19 protein-coding genes are annotated in these 25,041 nt (G+C 38.0%); 3 read left to right on the top strand and 16 right to left on the bottom strand.

Going from position 1 to position 25,041, the window contains the following annotated elements; all coding sequences use genetic code 11:
* Positions 1-49: 49 nt before the first annotated feature.
* A complete protein-coding gene (locus tag HNQ37_RS01760) occupies positions 50-2,101 on the bottom strand; it encodes an ATP-binding cassette domain-containing protein (protein ID WP_183538730.1) in 2,052 nt (683 codons plus the stop codon).
* 241 nt (positions 2,102-2,342) lie between these two features.
* Between HNQ37_RS01760 and HNQ37_RS01755 the strand changes: the two genes are divergently transcribed.
* Entirely contained in the window at positions 2,343-2,591 is a 249-nt protein-coding gene (locus HNQ37_RS01755) for a hypothetical protein (RefSeq protein ID WP_183538728.1), read from the top strand.
* A 121-nt stretch (positions 2,592-2,712) separates the two neighbouring features.
* Here HNQ37_RS01755 and HNQ37_RS01750 read toward each other — a convergent pair whose 3' ends face one another.
* Positions 2,713-3,696, bottom strand: coding sequence for a CPBP family intramembrane glutamic endopeptidase (locus HNQ37_RS01750; protein WP_183538726.1), 984 nt, complete (start codon positions 3,694-3,696; stop codon positions 2,713-2,715).
* Between the two features lie 158 nt (positions 3,697-3,854).
* The gene (locus HNQ37_RS01745; protein ID WP_183538724.1) at positions 3,855-5,924 is read right to left on the bottom strand and encodes an NAD(P)/FAD-dependent oxidoreductase; all 2,070 of its coding nucleotides are present in this window, start codon (positions 5,922-5,924) and stop codon (positions 3,855-3,857) included.
* 121 nt (positions 5,925-6,045) lie between these two features.
* Here HNQ37_RS01745 and HNQ37_RS01740 point away from each other — a divergent pair, with 121 nt between their 5' ends.
* Positions 6,046-6,402, top strand: a complete 357-nt coding sequence (locus HNQ37_RS01740; protein WP_183538722.1) for an iron-sulfur cluster biosynthesis family protein — start codon at positions 6,046-6,048, stop codon at positions 6,400-6,402.
* 64 nt (positions 6,403-6,466) lie between these two features.
* On the opposite strand, the gene HNQ37_RS01735 is transcribed toward HNQ37_RS01740, so the two are convergent.
* From HNQ37_RS01735 to glyQ, 13 genes are all read right to left on the bottom strand, one after another.
* Complete coding sequence (locus HNQ37_RS01735) at positions 6,467-6,898, bottom strand: F0F1 ATP synthase subunit epsilon (protein ID WP_183538720.1); 432 nt, start codon at positions 6,896-6,898, stop codon at positions 6,467-6,469.
* 1 nt (position 6,899) lies between these two features.
* Positions 6,900-8,309: a F0F1 ATP synthase subunit beta gene (gene atpD / locus HNQ37_RS01730; protein WP_183538718.1), complete on the bottom strand. Its 1,410-nt coding sequence runs from the start codon at positions 8,307-8,309 to the stop codon at positions 6,900-6,902.
* Positions 8,310-8,449: 140 nt separating this feature from the next.
* The gene (locus HNQ37_RS01725) at positions 8,450-9,328 is read right to left on the bottom strand and encodes a F0F1 ATP synthase subunit gamma (protein ID WP_183538716.1); all 879 of its coding nucleotides are present in this window, start codon (positions 9,326-9,328) and stop codon (positions 8,450-8,452) included.
* A gap of 3 nt (positions 9,329-9,331) precedes the next feature.
* Positions 9,332-10,849, bottom strand: a complete 1,518-nt coding sequence (gene atpA / locus HNQ37_RS01720) for a F0F1 ATP synthase subunit alpha (protein ID WP_183538714.1) — start codon at positions 10,847-10,849, stop codon at positions 9,332-9,334.
* Between the two features lie 48 nt (positions 10,850-10,897).
* Positions 10,898-11,425, bottom strand: coding sequence for a F0F1 ATP synthase subunit delta (locus HNQ37_RS01715; protein ID WP_183538713.1), 528 nt, complete (start codon positions 11,423-11,425; stop codon positions 10,898-10,900).
* Position 11,426: 1 nt separating this feature from the next.
* Positions 11,427-11,927 (bottom strand): F0F1 ATP synthase subunit B, encoded by a 501-nt coding sequence (atpF, locus tag HNQ37_RS01710; protein ID WP_183538711.1) that lies wholly within the window; start codon positions 11,925-11,927, stop codon positions 11,427-11,429.
* A gap of 16 nt (positions 11,928-11,943) precedes the next feature.
* Positions 11,944-12,654 carry a F0F1 ATP synthase subunit A gene (gene atpB / locus HNQ37_RS01705; RefSeq protein ID WP_183538709.1) on the bottom strand — a complete coding sequence of 237 codons (711 nt, stop codon included), beginning with the start codon at positions 12,652-12,654 and terminating at the stop codon, positions 11,944-11,946.
* Between the two features lie 33 nt (positions 12,655-12,687).
* The gene (atpE, locus tag HNQ37_RS01700; RefSeq protein ID WP_183538707.1) at positions 12,688-12,894 is read right to left on the bottom strand and encodes an ATP synthase F0 subunit C; all 207 of its coding nucleotides are present in this window, start codon (positions 12,892-12,894) and stop codon (positions 12,688-12,690) included.
* A gap of 524 nt (positions 12,895-13,418) precedes the next feature.
* Positions 13,419-15,095: a ribonuclease J gene (locus HNQ37_RS01695; protein WP_183538705.1), complete on the bottom strand. Its 1,677-nt coding sequence runs from the start codon at positions 15,093-15,095 to the stop codon at positions 13,419-13,421.
* A gap of 1,244 nt (positions 15,096-16,339) precedes the next feature.
* Entirely contained in the window at positions 16,340-18,316 is a 1,977-nt protein-coding gene (gene tkt / locus HNQ37_RS01690) for a transketolase (RefSeq protein ID WP_183538703.1), read from the bottom strand.
* Positions 18,317-18,397: 81 nt separating this feature from the next.
* Positions 18,398-18,571, bottom strand: coding sequence for a DUF896 domain-containing protein (locus HNQ37_RS01685; protein ID WP_183538701.1), 174 nt, complete (start codon positions 18,569-18,571; stop codon positions 18,398-18,400).
* Between the two features lie 13 nt (positions 18,572-18,584).
* The gene (glyS, locus tag HNQ37_RS01680) at positions 18,585-20,585 is read right to left on the bottom strand and encodes a glycine--tRNA ligase subunit beta (protein ID WP_183538699.1); all 2,001 of its coding nucleotides are present in this window, start codon (positions 20,583-20,585) and stop codon (positions 18,585-18,587) included.
* Between the two features lie 408 nt (positions 20,586-20,993).
* Positions 20,994-21,938 (bottom strand): glycine--tRNA ligase subunit alpha, encoded by a 945-nt coding sequence (glyQ, locus tag HNQ37_RS01675; RefSeq protein ID WP_183538697.1) that lies wholly within the window; start codon positions 21,936-21,938, stop codon positions 20,994-20,996.
* A 425-nt stretch (positions 21,939-22,363) separates the two neighbouring features.
* On the opposite strand from glyQ, the gene ppsA reads away from it, so the two are divergent.
* Positions 22,364-24,769 carry a phosphoenolpyruvate synthase gene (gene ppsA / locus HNQ37_RS01670; protein WP_183538696.1) on the top strand — a complete coding sequence of 802 codons (2,406 nt, stop codon included), beginning with the start codon at positions 22,364-22,366 and terminating at the stop codon, positions 24,767-24,769.
* Positions 24,770-25,041: the final 272 nt, after the last annotated feature.

Genomic DNA, 25,041 nt, shown 5'->3' with positions numbered 1-25,041 from the left:
CGAATAAATTAAAATTCGGGATTTTTGATTACTCAATTTTGTTTAAAAATTATTCTGAAGCTAATGACTCAATCGTGTTCAAACGAGCTGCTCGGGCAGCTGGTGCTAGACTTGCTAAGTATGCAATAATTAGGGCTATTACAACTGCAAGAAGAATCATAGCTGGTGAGATAGCTACAATGTTTCCACCAACTAAGCTATGCAAGGCAGAATTAATAATAATTTGTCCTGCCACTGCGACCACAATCGCAATAATAGCTGAGAAAATTCCTAAAATAAAGCTTTCAGCTGTGAACAAGCGAGAAACATCTTTTCGACGCCCACCCATAGCACGTAAGATACCAATTTCCTTGGTACGAGCTGCAACAGACATATAAGTCGTGACGATAATCATGAAGATACTTACAATCAATGAGATGCCCGCAATAGCTGCCAAGACATACGAGACAATTGATGTGATCTGGCTAATTGAATCTAGGACAGAGCCTGCTCCTTCTGTAGCAAAAACAAGCTTGCCATTCACTTTCATCGTCTGAATATCAGTCGTCGCCTTCTTAACATTTTTGATTTCATTAATCGTTACGATAGAAAATGCAGTTTGAGTGGAGACACCATTTGCCTTATAAATACTCTTCAAAGTATCAAAAGAGGTCATTGTACCTGCAATAGAAGCAGCACCTCCCATAACGCCAGAGACTTTCATTGGAACTGTTACTTGAATTGGACCATTACTTGATATCAATGTGAGGGTCACATCAATAGATTTACCAAGCATAGACTTCCAATCTTTATTATTATAGGCCGTTGGGTTAATCTTTTGTACATCTGACTCCAAAAGAACAATTTCATTTTTACCAGGCTTTTTCCCGATATCCAAAGAAGATTCTTGAAGCAAAGAAGACCAGCTCATCAAAGAATTAGTTTTAGCAGATTGATTTTCAAATTTTAAAGAGGTAGGTGTCATTACTACGTAGATCGGAGTCACTGACTTAACATTACCTACTGCATTGAGCTTACTCGTATAGTCACTTGTCATGTAATAACTTGATGAGTCTCTCCCTACATCCTGCAAAGCTTGTGAAAAGGCGGGGTTATTGTTTTTCATCTGATTGTCAGGACTACGGCGCACGGCTAAGAAGACATTTGGATTAGCCAAACTCTTTACCATGTTGTTCATATAATTTGTTGCACCAGCTCCCAATCCCAAGAAAAACATTACAGAAGCCAAGCCAATAGCGGAACCAATAGCAATCAACAAATTAATTTTCCAAGCATTAATAAAATGCTTAAATGAAGTCTTAAAAGTATCAAGAAAAGTCAAAGCTTTTGGCTTAAATTCCTTATCAAGGTTAGGTATAGGATAAGCATCTTTCAAGCGAGTATCATTAAGAATTCGACCATCTTCAAGATGGATAATACGTGTTCCGTGTTCAGCCACTTCTTGTGAGTGAGTAACGACAAAAACTGTCTTACCAGAGCGTGCAATACTTTCGAGAATTTCTAAAACTTCCTCAGTATTGACTGAGTCAAGAGCGCCTGTCGGTTCGTCAGCTAAAATAATATCCGGATCTGAAGCGAGTGCACGAGCAATCGCAACCCTTTGTTTTTGACCGCCTGAAAGTTGAGAAGGTTTTTTCTTGCGGTGCTCATAAAGACCAACCTGTTTAATCAGATCAAGTGCCCGGCTAGTCTGTTCTTTATCAGAGAGGTTAGTCATTTTAAGTGAAACCAGAACATTATCAAGAACTGATAGATAACTTACGAGGTTAAAAGATTGAAAAATGAACCCAATCGTATCACGACGATAAGCATCCATATCTTTCTCTTTTTTAGATTTTTGTGCGTTTCCTTCTATGATTACTTGGCCTTGATATTCACGATCAAGTCCACCAATAATATTCATCAGTGTGGACTTACCACCACCTGATTCACCAAGTAAGCTTACAAATTCTCCTCGCTTGACCTCTAAGTCAATTCCTTTGAGGACTGGGAATTCCTCTTTACCAAGAAAATAAGACTTTTCAATTTTCTTGAGTTCAAGAATTGGAACTTGGTCTTTCCCTTCTTGACTTTCAGTCTGGAAATTATTTACTTCTGTCATCGATGCTCTATTCCTTTAACCTTTCATTTTGTTAATTTTAACACAAAAAAACAGATCACACTCTCGGGCTAAATACCTATTTTAAGAAGTTTTTAAGCTCTCTCCATTATTTGATCAGTTTTCAGCAGTTTAAACACAGCATTTAACTTCAAGATTACAGTGACTTACCCTTTACAGTTAAAAATTGTCAACCAAGAAATATGGTCTGAATGATAAAAAAACGAAACTTTCAGGGTAATCTTTGGCAATTGAAAAGTACCAGAAAATGAATGCTTTAGCAATACTAAATAAGATTACACAAAGAAAATCAGAAATAAAAGTCCAAATGAGATCAAAAGATATTACCTTTATGTTTGTTTTTGAGCCAAAAATGTTTTTGAAAATGAAGCATCTGCTTTCAAACTTTTTTAACGTAGATCCAGTCAATAATAATCCAAAATCCATTGCGAAAATGCTAAAAAATGTACATAATTTCAAAATCAATCCATGAAAAAAAATATTAAAGTTCCAGCACAGACAAAAAGGAAAGAAAAACATTTATGACCAGTTTTGAAACTACTTTATAAGTATTAAACTTAGCCACATTATTTTTACCATACAATTTTTAAAAGTTATCCTATAAAGAACGATAAATAGGACCAGACTCCATTCCATAGAAAGTGAAGGCTTACAGTTGATTCTATCTTACGCGTTTTATAATAAACCCCTGACAGAATGAAACCCATGCCTAAATAAATGCCCCAAACTCTCCAATCAAGCAAAGACCCATTTAACATGTGAAGGGCTGCAAAGCTAATAGCTGAAGTGAAAAATGCAATTATTGGCTGTTTATCAAAGAGCAATTCGTAAATTCCAGCCCGAAAAATTGTCTCTTCCATGACCGGAGCACCAATAGCCAGATGAAGCCACATTAGCCAACTAGGCGTATTTGCTGCTGCACTATTGATTAACGCTTGATTATCACCTATTGGAATGTTTAGATTGAAAATACTTAAAATAGCTGGATAAACAAGGGACCAAACAATCATCAAAATTAGGCCAAGTAGAATCATCCATTTTGAAGCCAATAGATTTTTTATAGACCATTTGGTAATCCCACGATTCCTTCCCCAGTAAATAAAATAGAAAATAGTTGCTGACAAGAAAGCCAAGTCTATCATTATCTGCCAAATTGTTAACTTCTCTTTGAAAGCCCAGAGGGTAAAAATTGAAGCCGAACTTTGGTCAAGAGCAAAGAGCCCTAGTAGTGAAAAGAACGCCCATAATTTAGCATTCATCTTAAAATCAGCAGCTTCTGCTTTATTCGCATTAACAAAAGCTAGAGCTGAGAATACTATCCCTCCTACAAAGGGTACTAACAGCAACATTAGGTATTTAAGCTGATAGTGGAAAAAGAGAACAATAAACAAATAAATTGACAAGCTAAAGAAAGTCAACAAAATTAGAGCTGAGTTTAGTAAAGCTGAGCTATAGTTTGACTTAAAAGATGAACTGATTGGGTTCATATTTAATACTGGAATAAAAATCAAATCAGCGAGTAAGCCAATGATTAAATGAAGTCCAAGAAAAATACGACGAGAGATAAAATTATTCAAAAAGGCTCTTCTTTCTAACTAAAAAAAGTAGATGTAATTCAAAAGTTCAAAAATTAGAGTTCATTCTACAACTCTAATTTAATAATTTTACCACATACCTTGAAGAACTTAATCTTATACAAAAAATAACGTCCACATTGAGAACGTTATTCATTTTATTATTTATACATTGATTGAGGTTTACGGTACCACCAATGGAAGAAATGTTTCTGGAACCATGGTTGAATCCACTTATCAAGACCAAGTGCACGACCTGAGCCATTCATCAACGCCAGTGCAACGAAAACATACCAGATAGAAACCCAAGTCAACATACCAGTTGTTGCAAACATGAGTGTTAAGACCGCAGTTGCTGCAGAAGCAATCCAAGTGAAGGCACCAAAGATAATACCCAAAGCAAGTATCAATTCGACGATTGACATCACCTTTTGCAAGAGTAAAGCCGTTTCATAATTAGGAACAAAGAGCTTCATTATAGGAACCATCCAGCTTGGGACACCCGACGTTGTAGGTTTAGGTATAGTCCCATATTCATAATTCAGACTCCAAACATGCTTGACACCACTCGCATCAATATTTGTACTGAAGATGCTGTTCCACCAAGAAACTAGGGCATTTGTATGATGAACAACTGCTTCTGCTGTACTTGATGAAGTTGTAGTTGAAGCACCAGCTGCTGCATCTGCAGCACTTGATGAAGAGTAAGCAGCAGATGAGGCAGTTGTCGAAGCTCCTGCTGCTGCATCTGAAGCAACTTTAGCTACTTTCGCAACTGGTTTTACAAGCCAGCCTGTTGCTGATTGTCCTTTAACAAAAGTAGAAATCTTAACAGTGTCACCCATCCATGATTGGTCAGCATTTCCAAATAATTTTGGAAACGCATCAAGTAACCAAAGTAGACCATAGAAAAGACGAAGCGGGAAGCTCCAAAGTACATTTCCAAGACGTGAGAAATGTCCACGACCAAGATTACGTCCATCAGGCGTGTGGAAGAATTCATTCTTCAAATAAGTAAAGAAATACCAAAGTGAACCAGCCTGAAGAGCATAAAGAATGTAAATAAAATTCTTCATAAACATTGCGAAGAAGCCTGATAAACGGACTTTACCGAAAAGGAAGGCAACACCATATCGTCCACCGATTGATACCATTGTACCAGACATGCTGAATTCAAACTTCTTCTTCTCAGTACCTCTGATTTCAGCAATTACGTTTGCTGCTGCTGTTGCAGCTGTTTGCTCTGCTCCTTCAACGATTTGGGGTTGAGGACGACCATCTGCTCCAATGAAGCCCGAAACATCACCAGCAACATAGATACCTTGACCTTCAAAGCCAACTGCTTCCATATACTCATTGGCCTGAAGGCGGTGGCCGCGTTGAGTTTCTTTGAGTTCAAACATTGAAGCTTGGGTGTTTCCTTGAACGCCTGTTGTCCAAATAAGTGTGTAAGTTGGAATAATCTTCGAAACTTTCTCATCGTCGCGCCCACCTACATTAACGCGTACAAAATCAGGTCCAACTTCTGTGATACCATGGTTCAATAAAAAGTTTACACCATGCTTCTCCATGTAAGCTTTACCTTTGTCAGCTTGCTTACGATCAAGAACATTCATAATTGTTGGCATCATTTCGATGACATTTAATGTGAACTCTTTAGGATCAATTTTCCAAGCTTTAGCTGTTACATCACGCCATTCAATCAACTCACCGGCCATTTCGATACCTGTGAATCCAGAGCCAGCTACCGAGAAGGTAAGCATAGCTTTACGTTTCTCATCATCAAGTTCTGTTGAAGCCCGCTGAACTATTTCTTCAAGGTGGCGCTTGATCTTCATTGCGTCTTCAATTGACCAAAGTGTAAAAGAATGTTCTTTGACGCCTGGTACACCAAAGTCAGCAGGCTCAGCACCCATAGCTACAATAATATAATCATATTCGAAATCGCCATTTGAAGTCTTTACGATTTTAGCTTTCTTATCCACACTCGTTACTTCAGCAGTGACGATATGAACATTTTTCTTCTTGCCAATCAAACGACCAAGATCATATTGTGCATTTGTAAATGGTACACGACCAGCTGCAACTTCATGTAATTGAGTCATCATAGTATGATAGCTATGGCGATCAATCAACGTGATTTCAGCTTCTGTCTTCAACGTTTTCGACAATATTTTTATCGCTTTGAAACCGGCAAAACCAGCTCCAACGACAATTATCTTATTTGTCATGTTTACTCCTAATTTATTAATAATTACTCAACAATTATAGCCTAATAAATTTAAATTGTAAACAAATTCACATTGGAGCACATCTTTTATCATAGGTCTACTGAAGTGTTAATATTAGCGTATGAAAATAAAAATTGAAGAAGGCCTCTTAAAGAGGTTTAACAACTTTGAAACGGCAAAATATATTTTAGATTTTGATCACACACTATCACGTGAAGCTGTCAGCACTGATTGTTGCGGAATCACTCGTTTTCGTCTTGTCTTAGTAGATGAGGTGCCTGAAATATTTGATGGTCAAATTGAATCAAATATTGGGACAATTTATTTCAAGGATTGGGGGAAAATGTATCTTGATGAAAACATGAAGTTACGTCCTCTGTCGAATGGTCTTGTTGAATTTATCTCTGATAACAGTGTTATCGCGCAGAATGTTCAAATCTTTGACTTTAGAAACACAGAACTTGTTTTAAGTGCCTAATTTCTAAGTTTATTCAAATCAAAAAAGGAGAGGTCTTAAGGCTCTCCTTTTTTGATTATTTATTTTAGATATGTTTTGAAACATTCAAACGATTGATTGCTCGACGAAGGGCAACCTCAGCACGACGATGTGCATCTACTTGATGCTTTTCTTCTGCTTCTTGAATTTCACGTTCAGCAATGATCTTAGCACGTTCTGCACGAGACACATCAATATTTCGATCGCGTTCGGCAGAATCGGCAATGATTGTCACAATATTATTGTTGACTTCAATAATTCCACCATTCACTGCAACATAATCAACATGATTATTTTTATCTCCACGTCGGCGAACTTTTACTTCGTCAACCGCTAGGCGAGCAATGGTTGAAATCATATTTGGCAAAACACCTAGATCGCCATAAACTGTACGAACACTCACATAAGTTCCACGGTGATCATAAGCAATGCCATCAGGTGTTATAACCTGAACTGCCATTTCATTTGCTTCTGCCATCTTAATAACCCATATTCTTTGCTTTCTTAAGTACGTCTTCAATCGGACCACAGCTTAAGAAGGCACCCTCTGGAATATCATCATACTTACCTTCAAGAATGTCCTTAAAATCCTGTACAGTCTTTTCAATAGGCACATAAGACCCTGGTAGACCAGTAAACTGCTCAGCCACATGGAAATTTTGCGAGAGGAAGAATTGGATACGACGGGCACGTCCTACCAATTGTTTCTCATCATCTGATAATTCATCCATACCAAGAATCGCAATAATATCTTGCAATTCCTTATAACGTTGAAGAACACGTTGAACTTCCACTGCGACCTCATAATGCGTTTTACCAACAATTTCAGGAGTCAAAGCACGTGAAGATGAAGCTAGAGGGTCAACTGCAGGGTAAATACCCATTTGTGTCAAGCGTCGTTCAAGGTTGGTTGTTGAATCCAAATGAGCAAAGGCTGTTGCAGGAGCTGGATCCGTGTAGTCATCTGCTGGAACATAAATGGCCTGGATAGATGTAACGGACCCCTTCTTGGTAGAAGTTATACGTTCTTGCAATTGACCCATTTCTGTTGCCAAGGTAGGTTGATAACCAACGGCTGATGGCATACGTCCCAAAAGAGCAGAAACTTCTGAACCAGCTTGAGTAAATCGGAAAATATTATCAATGAAGAGTAAAACATCTTGTCCTTCCTGATCACGGAAGTATTCAGCAATTGTCAATCCTGTCAAGGCAACACGCATACGTGCACCAGGTGGCTCATTCATCTGACCAAAGACCATAGCAGTTTTTTCCAAAACGCCAGATTCCTTCATTTCGAAGTAAAGGTCATTTCCTTCCCGAGTACGTTCACCAACACCAGTAAATACTGAGATACCCCCATGTTCCTGAGCAATGTTGTGAATCAATTCTTGAATCAAAACAGTTTTACCAACACCGGCACCACCGAAAAGTCCAACCTTTCCTCCTTTTATATAAGGAGCAAGTAGATCCACAACTTTAATGCCAGTTACAAGGACTTCGTTGGCCGTTGATAGCTCATCAAAAGTTGGAGCAAGTTTATGGATAGGGCTACGATCAGCATCAACTGGAAAATCTTCACCACCATCAATTGTATCTCCAAGGACATTAAATACACGACCAAGCGTTTCGCGACCAACTGGAACGCTAATTGCTTTACCTGTATCGAGGACTTCGAGTCCACGCACCAAGCCGTCAGTTGATTCCATGGCAATAGTACGAACGGCACCATCACCAAGTTCCAGAGCGACTTCAAGAGTAATTTTTGTCTTAACACCATTGACATCTTTATAGACAATCAAGGCATTGTTAATCTCAGGCAATATAGCATCTATACCAAACTCCACGTCAACGACGGGACCAATAACCTGAGTAATTTTACCAGAACTCAATGTTTTCCTCCTGTTCTTATTTTCTGCAAATACAGAATTTCAATAAATTTTTCAAACATATTTTATTTCAAATCAAGGCTGATTAAGAATTAAAAAATGTTTTGCATGAAAAGTTCTAGGATCATGCAGCTTTTCCTTCATTAGAGTGCAGCTGCCCCAGCAACTATTTCTGTAATTTCCTGAGTAATTGAAGCCTGACGTGCACGATTATAGGCAATAGTCAAGTCATTAATGACATTATGAGCATTATCAGTTGCTGTACTCATTGCAGACATGCCTGCGGCATGTTCAGCTGTTTTGGCATCAACAATTGCGCCATAAATCATTGACTCAGCATATTGAGGCAAGAGTCCTTCAAGAATCTCCTCTCGGCTAGGCTCAAGATCAAAGTCAATATTAAGTCTTGTCTCGTTAGGATTTGTTTTTTCCGCATCAATAGTCATTGGTAGCATCTTTTCCATCCTAACAGAACTTGTCATTGAATTAATATGGTGATTATAGCAAACATAGAGTTCATCAAATTCTTCTTCAGAAAAGAGACGAATTGCCTCAGTCACTATTTCATTGACTTGTGAGAATGACAAATCTTCAGAAATGCCTCGCATTTCATAAGACAATTTAATTCCGCGGGATTTGAAGAAATCCGCACCCATTCCACCCAAAGCAAGAACAGCATATTCTTCATTCTTTGCGCTGTGTGCCTTAAGCTCAGCAATCACAGATTTCAAAATATTTGTATTATATCCACCAACTAAGCCTCGATCTGATGTAATCACCAGATAACCTATCTTTTTGACAGGGCGCACCATAAGCAATGGATTGGTTGAAGAATTTTCACCATTTGTCACTAAATCGAGAGTTACTTGGTGGATCTTTTCAGCATAAACCTGATAACTTTTAGCAATCTTTTCAGACTTCTGTAGTTTTGCTGCTGAAACCAATTGCATGGCACCTGTGATTTGACTTGTTTTCTTAGTTGAAGCAATCTTAGTTTTTATTTCGTTCAGAGATCCAGCCATAGCTTAATCCTCTTTATTCGAATAATTTGTAGATTTCTTAAAGTCAGTAATGGCTGCTTCTAGTGCATCAGTATCTGGCAAATCTTTAGTTTGAATAATCGTATCAAACAAGACGTTATGATGAATACTGATGAAATCGAAGAGTTGGCTTTCAAAATCAAGAATTTCAGCTACTGGAACATCATCAAGAAACCCATGTGTCAATGCATAAAGAATGACAACTTGCTTTTCAACACCCAAGGGTTTGTGAAGAGGTTGTTTCAAGACTTCAACAGTACGTTTTCCACGTTCCAATTTTGCTCGAGTGGCTGCATCCAAATCTGAACCAAACTGAGTAAAGGCTTCAAGCTCACGAAATGACGCAAGGTCAAGACGCAAGGTCCCCGCAACTTTCTTCATAGCTTTAATTTGTGCGGCACCACCTACACGTGAGACTGAGAGCCCCGCATCAATGGCAGGACGAACACCAGAGTAGAATAGATCGTTTTCAAGGAAAATCTGCCCATCAGTGATTGAGATAACATTCGTCGCTATATATGCAGAAATATCTCCAGCTTGTGTTTCAATGAATGGAAGTGCAGTCATTGAACCACCACCTAATTCATCAGACAATTTAGCTGCACGCTCAAGAAGACGTGAATGTAAGTAAAAAACATCACCAGGGAAGGCTTCACGACCTGGTGGACGACGGAGCAACAGAGAAAGTTCACGATAAGCTACAGCCTGTTTTGACAAATCATCGTAAACGACCAAGACATGTTTGCCATTGTACATGAACTCTTCTCCCATCGCTGCGCCAGAATAAGGTGCAATGTACAAGAGTGGTGAAGGTTGTGAAGCAGAAGCTGTTACAACGATCGTATAATCAAGTGCTCCAAAAGCACGAAGTGTTTCAACCTGTGTGCGAACTGTTGATTCCTTTTGACCAATTGCAACATAAATACAAATCATATCTTGACCTTTTTGATTCAAGATTGTATCAATTGCAATAGATGTTTTACCGGTTTGACGGTCACCGATGATCAATTCACGCTGACCACGACCAATTGGAACCAAGGCATCAATGGCTTTAATACCAGTTTGCAATGGTTCTGTGACTGATTTACGTTGCATTACTCCAGGTGCTTTAAACTCAACTGGACGTGTTTTATCAGTCTTTATATCACCCAAACCATCAACAGGTATGCCTAGTGGATTGACGACACGACCAATCATAGCTTCACCAACTGGCACTTCCATGATTTTACCGGTACGCTTTACAATGTCACCTTCACGTATTGACAAAAAGTCACCCAAGATAATGATACCTACGTCTGTAGAGTCAAGGTTTTGCGCCATACCGAATGCACCATTTGAGAATTCTACAAGTTCACCACTCATTACATTCTCAAGGCCATAGGCACGGGCAATACCATCACCGACATAAGTTACAATACCTGTTTCAGCAACTTCGAAATTTGGTGTGAAATTTTCAATTTGTTGTTTAATCAGCGAGCTGATTTCATTTGCAGTAATTGCCAATTTAATTAGCTCCTTTCGAATAGCTTTTGCCCGAAGGCTTTGCTTTTTTTATAATTCATTGGCAATTTTCGCCAATTGTGACTTTACTGAAGCATCAAGTACTTTAGTTTTATTTTGAATGATAAATCCACCAAGAATTTTTTCATTCACATGATTAATCAAAGTCACTGCATTCAAGTTAAATTCAGCTTTGACGAGTTTAATCATTCTTTGCTTTTGGGTTTCTGATATAGTCACGGTTGTAATAACTTCAACTTCATCATGCCCTAATTCTTTGTTGGCAAGTTTTCTGAAGGAAAACAGGCTGTCATACAATATAGCATAACGCCCATTTTCAGCAATTGTCTTAAGAAAATTTGATAAATAAATTGACGCTTTTTCTGCAACTTTATTTATCAATTCAGATTTTTCTTTCTCAGGTACTATAGGATCAGTTAAAAATGGTACTGCATGACTTTGTTCAAGGGATTTCTCAAGTTCAAGTACTTCCATTGAAAGTTCCTCAATTTGTTGATGTATACGGGCAACATCAAGCAAAGCTTTTGCATATTTTTTGGTAATCAATGACTCTGCCATATCATTCTCCAAACTTATTCAAATAGCTATCAATTAATTCTGATTGACCTTTAGTATCAAGTGATTTTCCAATCAAAGTCTCAGCTATTTGTACAGAAATTGCTGCGACTTCACCACGAACTGTATTCATTGCTGCAATACGTTGATTAGCAATATCATCTGTAGCACGCTGTTTTTGCTTTGTAACATCTGTCATGGCCTGCTCAAGCAAACTTTGACGTGTCTGAGCAGCTGTAATTCGGGCAGTCTCAACGATTTCAGATGCTTCTTCACGGGTGTGAGAGAGTTCTTCTTGTCTTTGATTGACCAATTCACTGGCTTCTTTTTGGGCATCTTCTGCAGCACTAATATCGTCTGTTATCTTTTTGGCACGAGCTTCAAAAACACCAGTAATTTGTTTCCAGGCAAATAATCTCAATAAAACAATGAGTAATATAAACGCACCAGAAACTACAATTATATTTCCAAGAATAGTGTTTGGAGCAGTTTCAGCTAATATCATAATTTCTACTCCTTTCTCAATGTTCAGCCACTACTTTATGGCTGAGGTATATGCTGGACAACAATGTAAAGACGTAAGCCTGCACAGCACCTATGAAAAATGAGAACCCAATCCAAATAACTTCCAAAAGAATTGACAGTGGATAAAGTGCCGGACTGTTACTTACCAATGAGGCAATTAATCCTAGCATGATCTCACCAGCAAATATGTTTCCGTAAAGCCGGAGACCAAGTGAAAGTGTATTTGTGAATTCTTCTAGTAAATTCAAAGGTAAGATGAAAGCAGGCGGCTTCAAGAAAGAATTCTTGAAGTATTTGATTACACCAAATTTCTTTGCACCTAACAAATTTGATAAGACAATAACAGTTCCTGCGAGCGTTAATGTCACAATTGGATTTGCTGTTGGAGATTTCCATAAAGCAACATCGTGGACATCTATTTTGGTCAACAAGCCAATTTCATTTGAAATTAAAATAAATGAAAAAAGGCTAAAGGCAAATAATGAATACCTCTGACTTTCAGACGCTCCTAATTGATCCTTAATAATTCCATTGACGAAATCTACAACAAATTCAAGTACATTTTGCTTACCTTTAGGAACAATCGTCATCTTGCGACTTGCCCAGAATACCAAAAGAAAGATGATTAGCACGGCGAGAAGAGTCATCGTAGTGATTGTACCGTCAAAAGCAATTGGACCTAAGTTGAATGTCCAAGTTGATTCCATGCTCACTCCTCCTTTCTATGTGTTAAAGACTTATTATTTGATAACAAAGGACATAGCAAGGGCGATGAAGAATGTCGCTTCAACAAAAGCGATACCAATGATCATACGGGAGAAAAGGCGTGCTTCCATTTCAGGTTGGCGTGCAGACGCACTCAAAAAGCTTTGGACGATGATACCATCACCAAGCGCAGCAGCTGCTGCTGCAATGGCAATGGCAATAATGGCAATATTTCCAGTCATTAATAGTTCCTCTTTCTTTACAACACAATGTTGTTATATTTTTACTTTTTCATATTACTCCATTTTACTCGTAAAGTCAAAACATATCGTACATTTTCAGACAATAAATGAAAGCGTTTTGAGGTATTTTCATTTTCTTTCATTTTTAATTAATAACGAGTTTGTATAGCACATTCTAAAGAATTGGCAGGTTTGAAAAGTTGTAACTTCATAAGATTTTCAAAATTAATTTCCCTTTGTTTCCATTTAAAAGGGTGTTAATCTTCATATTAGATCAAAGTTATTTTGGATAAATTCCTCAATAAATTCTTTTCTAGTAAAAAATCAACTTCCACTATGGTCAATTTTTTAAGTGCTGACTATAACTTTTATGATATTCTGAAACTATTTATCCGTTTTACAATGGGCCTTCAAATCAAATTAAAATACAACTTGTTAATAGGTAAGACAGTTTATCTTTTGAGAATAGTATAATTCACTCTAAATAAAAAAAGCACTTCCTGTTGGAAAATGCCTATAAAATCTTATTTTTTATTTGAGCGAGCTTCCATAATAATTGGAAGAACAGAAGGCTTGCGCTTTGTCTGATCATAAAGGAACTTTCCAAGTGCATCGCGGACAGATCCTTTCAAGTCAGCCCAATCAAAATCATTGCCCGCCAAATATTTATCAGTTGCTTCATTTGCTAGATTTGCTGCTTCTTTCATCAAGTCTCTAGAGGTTTTGACAAAGACGAACCCACGAGTGTGAACCATGGCTTTACTTACAATTACCTTCTTTTGACGATCAATTGTCAAGACAGCTATGAAAATACCTTCTTCAGACAATACTTTGCGATCACGCAAGACAACAGATCCAATATCCCCAATACCTGCCCCATCAATCATAACGTTCTCAGCTGGCACAGTCCCATCTGGCTCCATCTTTTCACCTTTGAAGCTGACAACTTCGCCACGCTTTGCAACGAAAATACGATTTGCTGGAATTCCCATTTCCATAGCAAGATTAGCGTGAGCTTTAAGTTCACGATACTCTCCCTGAACAGGAATTAAATTCTTTGGTCTCAATAGATCCAGCATAAATTGCAAATCACGTGCATTGGCATGACCAGACACGCGTAAATCTGAACTAAGTGCCTTAAAAATACCGCCGGCCCGATATATTGAATCTTCAGTGCGGGCAACTTGTGTCTCAAAAGCAACCGATGGACTTGTGACTGAATAGATCATATCCCCTTCGTGTATTTTTACAAAACGGTGCTTATTTGTTGCCATCAATTCAAGTGCATTAAGGGGCTCCCCCATACGCCCAGTTTCAATGATGACAAGTTCATTATCTGGATACTTCTTAATTTCTCCTGCTTGAATCATCATTTTACGATTGTCAATTCGGAGTTTTTTCAAACGTGTAGCTGTATCAACAATTTGCTCCATATCTTTACCTGTAAAGGCAACATGGCGGCCAAGAGCAATTGATGCATCAACAACTTGTTGAACCCGACCAATATTACCTGAATTACAAGCTATAATGACTCGACCTTCCCAATCATCAATCACATCAAAAATCTTGTCGTAAATCTCAGCCTCACTAGCATTTTGAACAGTAGACATTGAGTTTGCTGATGCTGATAATAATGCTAACACACCCTTTTGTCCAATTTCAGCCAAACGGCTCATATTGGTCCTGTAGCCTTCAGAAACAGCAGGATCAAAGCGGAAGTCCCCCGTATAAACAACATTTCCTCCCTCTTTCGCGCTTACTACCACACCAAGACTCTCTGGAATGGTATGAGTAGTGGAGAAGAATGAAATAATAGCCTCACCGAAATCAATTTCAGTTGATTCACTGACTATATGGAAGTCGTCAAACTTTTTTGAGCCTTCATAGTTCTTTGTATTGATTTTGGCCAATTCTACTGTTAATTCAGAACCAAAAACTGGGACATCAATTTCTGACAATAAATAAGGTAAAGCACCAATTGAATCTGCATGACCATGTGTCAGGAAGACTCCCGCAATGCGTTTTGCATTCTCAACCAAGTAGCTCAAATCAGGAATTACACAGTCTACACCAAGCATTTCACTTTCTGGATACTTTAACCCACAATCTAGCACAAAAATTGTCTGATCCACTTCGACCAGATACATATTTTTCCCAAACTCGCGTACACCGCCAATTGGGATAATTTTAATTTTAGACATATTTTTCCTATTCTTCCTTTAATTCTTTAGACAATAAAGCTGGGCAAATCACGGCCCGCTTAAATTTAATCATAACCCGCAAAATACTATTTAGATTCTACCATGTTTCAAGAAAATTTTCAAAGACAGATTTCCAAAAAAGCCAATAATTGAAGTCATTAAAGCTTTTAACTCCAACCGTTTCAGCTTTTTCCCCCAACTATAAACACACAGACCAAGGTGGCTGCGTGAATTTAACATTTGTAGCATATTTTTTAGTTCATTTAGATTGAAGTTCCACAACGTACTTGACGGTAAAAAAACTTTAAACAAAAATACACTAATAAATAGCAGGGAATAAACAATGATAATAATAATTTTAATACATTCCATTCATCCAAAAATCATAACCATATTTCAATAAATTTTTGATATTTTATGAAACGTTTCATTAATATCTGTTTGAAACATCTAACCTCTTTTTAAGAAGTTCTTGGCTGTCAAAATGGTAGATATTTATATAATTTTTCATTTTCAAGATGTTTTTTTCAACATATAACTTTCGTAAACCAAAAATAACTAAATTTTTTTGAAATTTCAATTTTCATTAGAGAGGATGAAAAAAAACTGCTTTCGCAGCTTTTAAGATTGGGCAACTTTCGTTGTGCTAGAGAGGTTCACAACAATCTAGCAACTTCTCACGAATCCTTCGCGGCTGACTCAACAGCCCAGAAGTCCCACCAAAGAACTAGTCATTTAGCTAAAAGCTAATTGGCAAGACTAGAACACAATATCGGCTCGTAGATGAATTATACCATAATTTTGAATAAAATCCAATTCATCAACCATTTTGACTGATGACATATTTTATTAGTTAAGTAACTGATTTCCTCAACATACTACAAAACACTACAAATTCTACCATTGATTCCAGATGCATCTGGATTATTTCTTATTATTGATACAAAATATCCGTATGGTCCATTTAACTTTGAAGGCTTCCCGCCGCCTGCTAGCCTAGATATAATCTTATCAAGATTAACTTGAATTCTATCTTTCCTTTCTGAATTGGTTAACACTAAAAAATATGGACCCAAAGTTCATTTTGTATATTCTATTTTGTACTTTTACACATAGATAAATTATTATGCTATATGTTCTAGCCTTTATTGTGTTGCCATTTCTTTGTTAAGAGTTATTGAGATTTGAGATTAGTATAGAAGAAAAACGGCCGATCGACCGTTTTATAATTAGTTTTATAATTATCAGTTTAACTTTTTATATTGGGTCACGACGTTATCCACAGTAAAACCATATTCTGGAAAAATTTTACTTACTGGTGCTGAAGCTCCCCACTTATTAACAGTTACGGTAGAACCATCTAGGCCAACATACTTACCCCAGCCAAAACTAGTGCCAGCCTCAACTGCTAAGCGACGACGAATACGCATTGGAAGGACTTTTTCGCGGTAAGCCGAGTCTTGTTCATCAAAGCGATTCATTGAAGGCATAGACACAACGCGAACGCCAGTACCAATTTTCTTCTGAGCTTCAATTGCTAAGGCCACTTCTGATCCAGTCGCAATAATAATGCCCGTCAACTGGCCCTTTTCAGGTGAAAGAATGTAAGCCCCACGATCTATCCCTTCCTCAGCTAATTGAGCTGTTCCTTCAAGTACTGGCAAGTTTTGACGAGTTAAAACAAGGGCGGTTGGACGATCTGTCGATTTTATTGCATGTCGCCAAGCGGCAACTACCTCATTACCATCGGCTGGGCGAATCACATCAATGTTTGGTATTGAACGGACACTTGCCAACTGTTCAACTGGTTCATGAGTTGGACCATCTTCACCGACAGCAATAGAGTCATGTGTCCAAACATAAGTTACTGGAAGCTTCTGCAAGGCTGCCATACGAACAGCAGGCAACATATAGTTGCTGAAGACGAAGAAAGTTCCACCATAGACGCGTGTTCCACCGTGGAGAGCAATACCATTCATGATTGCACCCATGGCATGCTCACGGACACCAAACCAAATGTTGCGACCTCCGTAGTTTTCCGGCATAAAATCGGATTCAGTTTTTACCATGGTATTATTTGAAGCTGACAAATCTGCTGATCCTCCCCAGAAATTAGGCATCTGCGCTGAAAGTTCCTGGATGGCTTCTTGTGAAGACACACGAGAGGCTTTAGACGAACCAAGTTCATGTTTTGTCAATTCAAGTTCAGGTGTATCATTAGCAAAAGCGAGCTTGTATTGCTCTGCGAGCTCTGGATATTTTTCAGTGTAGTTTTCAAAAGTATGACGCCAAACTTGTTCCATTGATTCACCACGTGCCACTAGGGTTTGACGGAAACGTTGCGCCACTTCTTCAGGAACTGTAAACTCTGGAAAATTCCATCCATAACTTGCTTTCGCAAATTTCACACCTTCAACACCTAATGGGGCACCGTGAACAGCATTAGTACCTTCCTTTTCAGCACCATAACCAATGGTTGTCTTAACCTCAATGATTGTAGGTTTACCCTTCGACTTCTTCGCACGATCAATTGCGGTTGAAATTTCATCCATATCATTGCCATCCTTAACAAGGATATAGTTCCACCCATAGGACTCAAAACGTAATTTCACATCATCAATAAAGGATTGTTCAAGCTTGCCATCAAGAGAGATGTTATTAGAATCATAAAGCAAGATTAACTTCTCAAGCTTCAATTTGCCAGCGAGAGATGCAGCTTCTTGAGAAACACCCTCCATTAAGTCACCATCACCGTTAATCGCATAAGTATAGTGATCTACGATATCAAAGCCAGGGCGATTGTACTGAGCAGCTAAGTGAGCTTCTGCCATGGCAAAACCTACAGCATTAGCAATACCTTGACCAAGTGGCCCGGTCGTAGCTTCAACCCCATCCGTATGGCCAACTTCTGGGTGCCCAGGTGTCTTTGAACCCCATTGGCGGAAGTTCTTCAGGTCCTCAATTGAAACTTGATAACCTGCAAGATGTAAAAGGCTATAAAGCATGGCCGACCCATGTCCAGCAGACAAAACAAATCGGTCACGATCAGACCATTTGCGACCAGATAAAGGGTTTACATTTAAAAACTTACTCCAGAGAGTATAAGCCATAGGAGCAGCACCCATTGGAAGTCCAGGGTGACCAGAATTGGCTTTTTGAATAGCATCCATTGAAAGGGTACGAATTGTGTTGACAGCGAGTTGATCAGTATAATCAAACATTAACTTTCTCCGTTTTTCTATTTATTAGCTAATTATAACATTCTAATATTCATTTCTATATGGATTTTAACCAACTTTTGCTTATAAATGGTTATTCTTCGGATCTCCAAATTGTGTCTGGATGTTTCTTCTGATACTATCAATATAAATTTTATGAAGATTCTGTTGTTCAGTCAGTTCTTCTTTTGTCAGGCTTTCATCTTTTTTCTTGCGAGCTAATTCATTGATTCGAGCAACTTGTTCTGAGGTTACCATTATGATGATCTCCTTATTTTGTCAAAATTAGGCTAAAATCGGCCATTGTGCTTGTTAATCTTGTCAAGCCATTAAGTAAGGCTAAACGGTTATTTTTTACAGTTGCATCCTCTACCATTACCATGACTTCATCAAAGAACGCTGTGATCATCGGAGTAAAGGCATGAATAATAGTACGGAAACGGATCTCTGCTGATAAATTATCCCATTCATCATTGGTCGTTTCTAAGAAATCATAAAGTTGCTTTTCTGCAGCGCTATCGAAGAGATTAGTATTAATTTCAGCTGCAAAATTTTCTTTTTTTACTATATTGATTACACGTGTGACAGCTTCCATTGCCGGTTTGAATAGATCATACGTCTTATGTTTGTCAATTATACGAGCATTAACCATGATTTGTAGAACATTAAGTTTTTCAACAGCGAGTACCGCATCAATAATATCTGTTCTAACTTCATTTTCCAATTGCTTAGCAATACGGCCTTTAACAAAGCCAATAAGCTTTGTATCTTTTATAAAGTCCGTTAAATCGAAATCCCAACCTTGTGATTCAATAATGCGAATCACACCAGCAGTTGCTCGACGTAGAGCGTATGGATCATTTGATCCTGATGGAATTAATCCTACAGCAAAGAAGCTAATAAGTGAATCTAATTTGTCTGCAACCGCAAGGACAGCACCTACTTTAGTAGCTGGTAACAAACCGTCAGAGGATGTTGGCAAATAATGTTCACGCACAGCGGCTGCTACATTAGCTGTCTCACCCGCCAGTAAGGCATATTTCTCGCCCATCACACCTTGCAATTCATCAAATTCATTGACCATACCTGTAGTTAAGTCAAACTTATAGATATCAGCAGCACGAGCCACATCCTTCTTCTCAGCAGCAGTCAAATTAGCAATCTCTCCCAATTTTTCTGTCAATAATTTAGTTCGAGCCATGTGCTCTGACAATGAACCAATCTTTGCATGGAAGGTAATAGCTGATAATTTAGCAACTAGGTCATCTAACTTGAGCTTTTTGTCTTCTTCCCAGAAAAACTTGGCATCTTCTAAACGAGCCACAAGGACTTTTTCATTCCCAGCAATTACATTTTCGATAAACTCGCTGTTACCATTACGAATTGATATGAAGTTTGCTACTAAATGATTATCTGAGTCATAAACTTCAAAGTAGCGCTGATTATCTCGCATTGATGTTACCAGAACTTCTGCAGGAACTTCAAGATATTTTTCATCAAAGCTACCAACAAAGGCAGTTGGCCACTCAACCAAGTTATTTACTTCTTCAAGTAAGTCACTATGAAGTTCAACTGTCCAATTGTGTTTCTCCACTAAATTCATAATTTGTTGCACAACAACCAGCTTACGAGCTGGTGCATATACAATGACAAAATTATCTTGCAAAGCCTTTTCATAGAATTTGGCATCTACTAGCTCTATTGAATGATTTGCCAAGAATCGGTGACCATGAGACACTCGACTGGCTCTAACATCCAAAATTTCAAAAGGCACAACTGCTGCATCCAATAACGATACCAACCATTGAATTGGACGTACAAATAGGAAATCATTATTCCCCCATTTCATATAAGTCGAGAACGTCATCTTTTTAATTACTTCATCGCCGATTCGAGTCAGAATTTCTGAGGTGGCTATTCCTTCAATATGTCTTTCAGCAAAATAATAATCTCCCTTTAATATAAGATCCTCAGGTATCATTCCTTGTCCATGAGAAAAACCTTGGATAGCTTTAGTCCAACTTCCTTCAACATCTTTAGCTATTTTCGCCGATGGTCCTTTAACTTCTTCATCTTTGGATTCAGATTTATCCGCGATACCTTCAACTAGAATAGCCAAACGACGAGGTGTCGAAAATTTTAAAATTCTTTTGAAATTCACTTGATTTTCTGTAAGAAAATTTGACACCCGCTCTGCCAGCTGTTCAACAGCTGGTGTTACCAAGTGAGCTGGCATTTCTTCCAGTCCTATTTCCAATAAGTAATTGCTCATTTATCCAATACCACTTTCTTTTAATATCTAAAAAATTTTTATCACCCACTATTCAAATGTTCAGCCACATTTGTAATCATGAATTAATACTCAGTTCTCGTCAAAAGCTTAATTTTCTACTACAACCTGCCACATGTCCTATTTCACTAAAAGAGTGGTAATTCCAAAAAGACAATAACAAAATCATATCAGCATCAACACGATATTAATGGACTCCTATTTTTAAAATAGCGAAATCAAAGTCTCATAAACCAAAAAACTCACTTTTCAAACCTAATAAAAATATATTATTCAAGAGATATGTACATTTTCATTTACTCTATTTTTATCCTAAATACACACAATTTCTCTTTACAATTTATGAGATACTATTATTGATTATTTATTCAGATCATTTTTGGTTTAAAATTATTTTTCTGATTTAATTGTATATTTTCCTTGCTCACCAAGATATTTTTCACGCAGAGCTTCATCTTTAAGTAATGGGAAGCCTAGTTTCGCACGTACTTCAATAAAAGTTCTAGCAACCTTACGAGCCATTGTACGTACACGATGCATATAACCAGCTCTATCTGTCACTGAAATAGCTCCGCGTGCATCAAGCAAGTTGAAAGTGTGTGAGCATTTCAGAATATAATCGTAGGCTGGATGAACTAAACCATTATCTAATAATCGTAGAGCCTCAGTTTCGTACTCTCCAAAGAGTTGCAACAATAATTCTTGATTAGATTCTTCAAATGCAAATTTTGAATGTTCAAATTCTGGCTCTTTGAATATATCACCATAACCTACTCCATTTCCCCACTCAAGATCATAGACATCATTTACATCTTGAACAACAGTCGCAATACGTTCCAAGCCATAAGTGATTTCACTAGTTACTGAATCAACATCAATACCACCAACTTGCTGGAAATACGTAAACTGTGTGCATTCCTGCCCATCAATCCAAACTTCCCAGCCAATACCAGCGCAACCCATGGATGGGTTTTCCCAGTTGTCCTCAACGAAGCGAACATCGTGTTCCAAAGCAGAAATACCAAGTGCAGCCAAACTTTGAAGATAAAGTTCTTGTATGTTTTTAGGAGATGGTTTCAATACAACTTGGAATTGGTGATGTTGGAAAAGGCGGTTTGGGTTATCGCCATACCGGCCATCAGCAGGACGTCGCGAAGGTTGCACATAAGCTGCTCCCCATGGCTCAGGACCATTTGAACGTAAGAAAGTGTAAGGAGACATGGTCCCCGCACCAACCTCATTGTCATAGGCCTGCATGAGATTAGCTCCCTGCTTTGACCAGAAGCCTTGTAATGCTAAGATAATGTCTTGAAAAGATAGTTTCTGATTTATCATTTAGTTCTCCTTAATCATTCAAAATTTTTGGGAAAGTCAATGTTTTTTATCAAAATAAAAAGCCACACTTTCCCCTCATACACAAAGGGTGCAAAGCACGGTTCCACCTTATTTTTCACTTTAAAAGATTATTCACAATTTTTATACCATTTGTTCTTGGCTTCCACCATCCCAAGTCGCTTTGCATTAATTTTACTCTAAAATTTAATGACTGTCAATGATCGTAGCGTGTTAACCGTGGTTCAGTCTAACTCGTTGTTATAGGTTTATTTGTGATTGATCAATGTATATTTAGGTAATATTTATATTTTTTCTTGATAAAAGTGACTTTGACATTTTTTTCAAAAAAGATTAGAATATGTTAAATGTAAACGGTTCCAATATTATTTTAAAGGAGAATTTATTATAAAAGGAGGGTCATATAAATGGCTCGAGAAGACAAATATGTACTTTGGTTTGATGAACTAAAGCGCGAAGATGTTGCATTGGTTGGTGGTAAGTCATCTTCATTGGGGGAGATGACTTCAATTGAGGGAATCCCCGTTCCCTATGGTTTTGCAACCACTGCTGCTGGCTACCAACATTTCATGGAGGAAACTGGTCTTGTTGATAAAATTGCAAAGGAGCTCAAAGATTTAACGGATGTTGAAAATTCTGAACAACTTCATCGGATTGCAACAAAAATTCGTGAAATGATTGTCAGCGAGGAGATGCCCGAAGACTTGGCAAATATTATTAGGGAATCTTATAATAATTTAGCAGAAAAAGTGGGTGAAACTGAACCTTTCGTAGCAGTAAGGTCATCTGCAACTGCTGAAGATTTACCTGACGCATCTTTTGCAGGCCAACAAGATACTTATCTGAATGTTAAAGGAGCAGACATTGTTGTTCAGAAGGTCAAAGAATGTTATGCTTCCTTATTCACTGATCGGGCAACTTACTATCGTACAAAGCAAGGCTATGACCATATGAAGGTGGCTTTATCAGCAACTGTCCAAATGATGGTTTTTTCAAAAGCCTCTGGTGTAATGTTCTCAATAAACGTATCTACTGGAAATGACAAAGTAATTGACATTGAAGCTGCTTGGGGATTAGGTGAATATGTGGTGCAAGGTACGGTTACACCGGATAATTATTTGGTTAATAAAGATACCTTGACAATTGCTGATATAACTGTTAACCGAAAAAAAGTTCGTTTGGTCCGTCTTCCAGGAGGAGATTGTATTGAAGAAGCTATTCCAGAAGATGAGGCAAAAGCCAAAGTTTTGACGGATGAACAAATTATTGAATTAGCTGACTATTGTAAGAAACTCGAACAGCATTACGGTTGTTATATGGACACGGAATTCGCCCTAGATGAAAGAACTAACAAGCTTTGGATGCTACAAGCCCGACCTGAAACGGTCTGGTCACGCAAGATTAAAAAACAACCAAAGCCCGGCTCTGAGGAACGTGAAAAAATGGCCACTGCTACTACTACAAGACGTGAAGTTGTGGTTCGTGGTCTCCCTGCCAGCCCTGGACGTGCTGCTGGTAAAGCTCATATTATCTTTGATCCAAAAGACATTGATCAGTTCAAGGAGGGCGAGATTCTCGTAACTCTGATGACTACTCCTGACTGGGTACCTGCAATGAAGAAGGCTCGTGCCATTGTTACTAACGCAGGTGGTATGACTTGCCATGCAGCTATTGTCAGTCGTGAATTGGGAATTCCTTGTATTGTTGGTACAGAGGCTCGTTCTGATAATGAAGCAACAAAGGCTATTAAAAATGGTCAAATTATCACGATAGATGCCACAAATGGCATTGTTTATGACGGTATTATTGAAGACCTGATAAAAGAAAAAGAGAATGAAGAGTCAACTCTCGGAAAAGTTCCTGAAGTATTTCCTACTACTGCAACTAAAATTTACATGAATCTAGGAGACCCAGATTTAGCAGACAAATATAGCTCACTACCTGCAGACGGAATTGGTTTGATGCGTGAAGAATTTATTTGGACCACCTTTATCCATGAGCATCCATTGCATTTGATTGAGGATGGGCGGTCGGATATGGTTGTCGACCAATTAGCGGAAGGAATCCGAAAAGTCTGTCAAGCCCTTGCCCCTCGCCAAGTTGTGCTTCGTCTGTCAGATTTCAAGTCAAGCGAGTATCGTGACTTAATTGGCGGTTCAAAATATGAACCAGTTGAACCATCAGCGTTACTTGGATGGCGTGGCGCCTCAAGATATTATGATCCAAAATATCTACCTGCCTTTAAGCTTGAACTTGAAGCAGTTAAAAAAGTTCGTAATGGCCTTGGTTTTAAGAATCTTCAAATTATGATCCCATTCTGTCGTACAGTCGACGAGGCAAAGAAAGTTACTCACATTATGAAAAATGCGGGACTTGAGAGAGGAAATGATTTCAAGATTTGGTTAATGGCTGAGATTCCTTCTAACATCATTTTGGCTGACCAATTTAATCAATTTATTGATGGTTACTCAATCGGTTCAAATGATTTGACTATGCTCGTCCTAGGCTGTGACCGCGATAATGATACAGTTCAAAATATTTATGACGAACGAAATCTAGCTGTTCGTCGTTCTATTCGTCATCTGATTGATGTTGCTCATCGGGATGGTAAGACTGTCTCAATCTGTGGTCAAGCACCAAGTGTCTACCCAGATTTCTGCGAATTCTTAGTACGAAGCGGTGTTGATAGCATTTCTGTGAATCCTGACGCTGTGAAGAACACAAAGAGGATGGTTGCACAATTAGAGCAAAGAATCATTCTTGATTCAATGACCGGGCGTGGAAAAGCTGAATCCAATGAATTAGACTGGTAACTAAAAATAAAAGTCTAACAAATAATTGTAATTGTAAATTAGTCGCATATAAACAAAAAATTTGAAGACTTGAATCTATAAGTGTAAAATAATTGGCGGTAGCTCGAAAGAGTGATCGCTTTTTGATTTCAGAAAAAAGACAAAAAGAAAAAGAACCTTTAAAATTGAGTTTGCGACAACAACTTAGAAAGGTTCTTATGGACTCGATTTTAACACAGATAACGGAGATTTTGACAAATAAAGCGGGCATTTTAGAACGCGAAAGTAGCTTG

This window comes from Lactovum miscens, assembly GCF_014202895.1.
Lineage (GTDB): Bacteria > Bacillota > Bacilli > Lactobacillales > Streptococcaceae > Lactovum > Lactovum miscens.
Note: the sequence above shows the minus strand (reverse complement) of the source record. Positions and strands in the feature narration are given on the sequence as shown.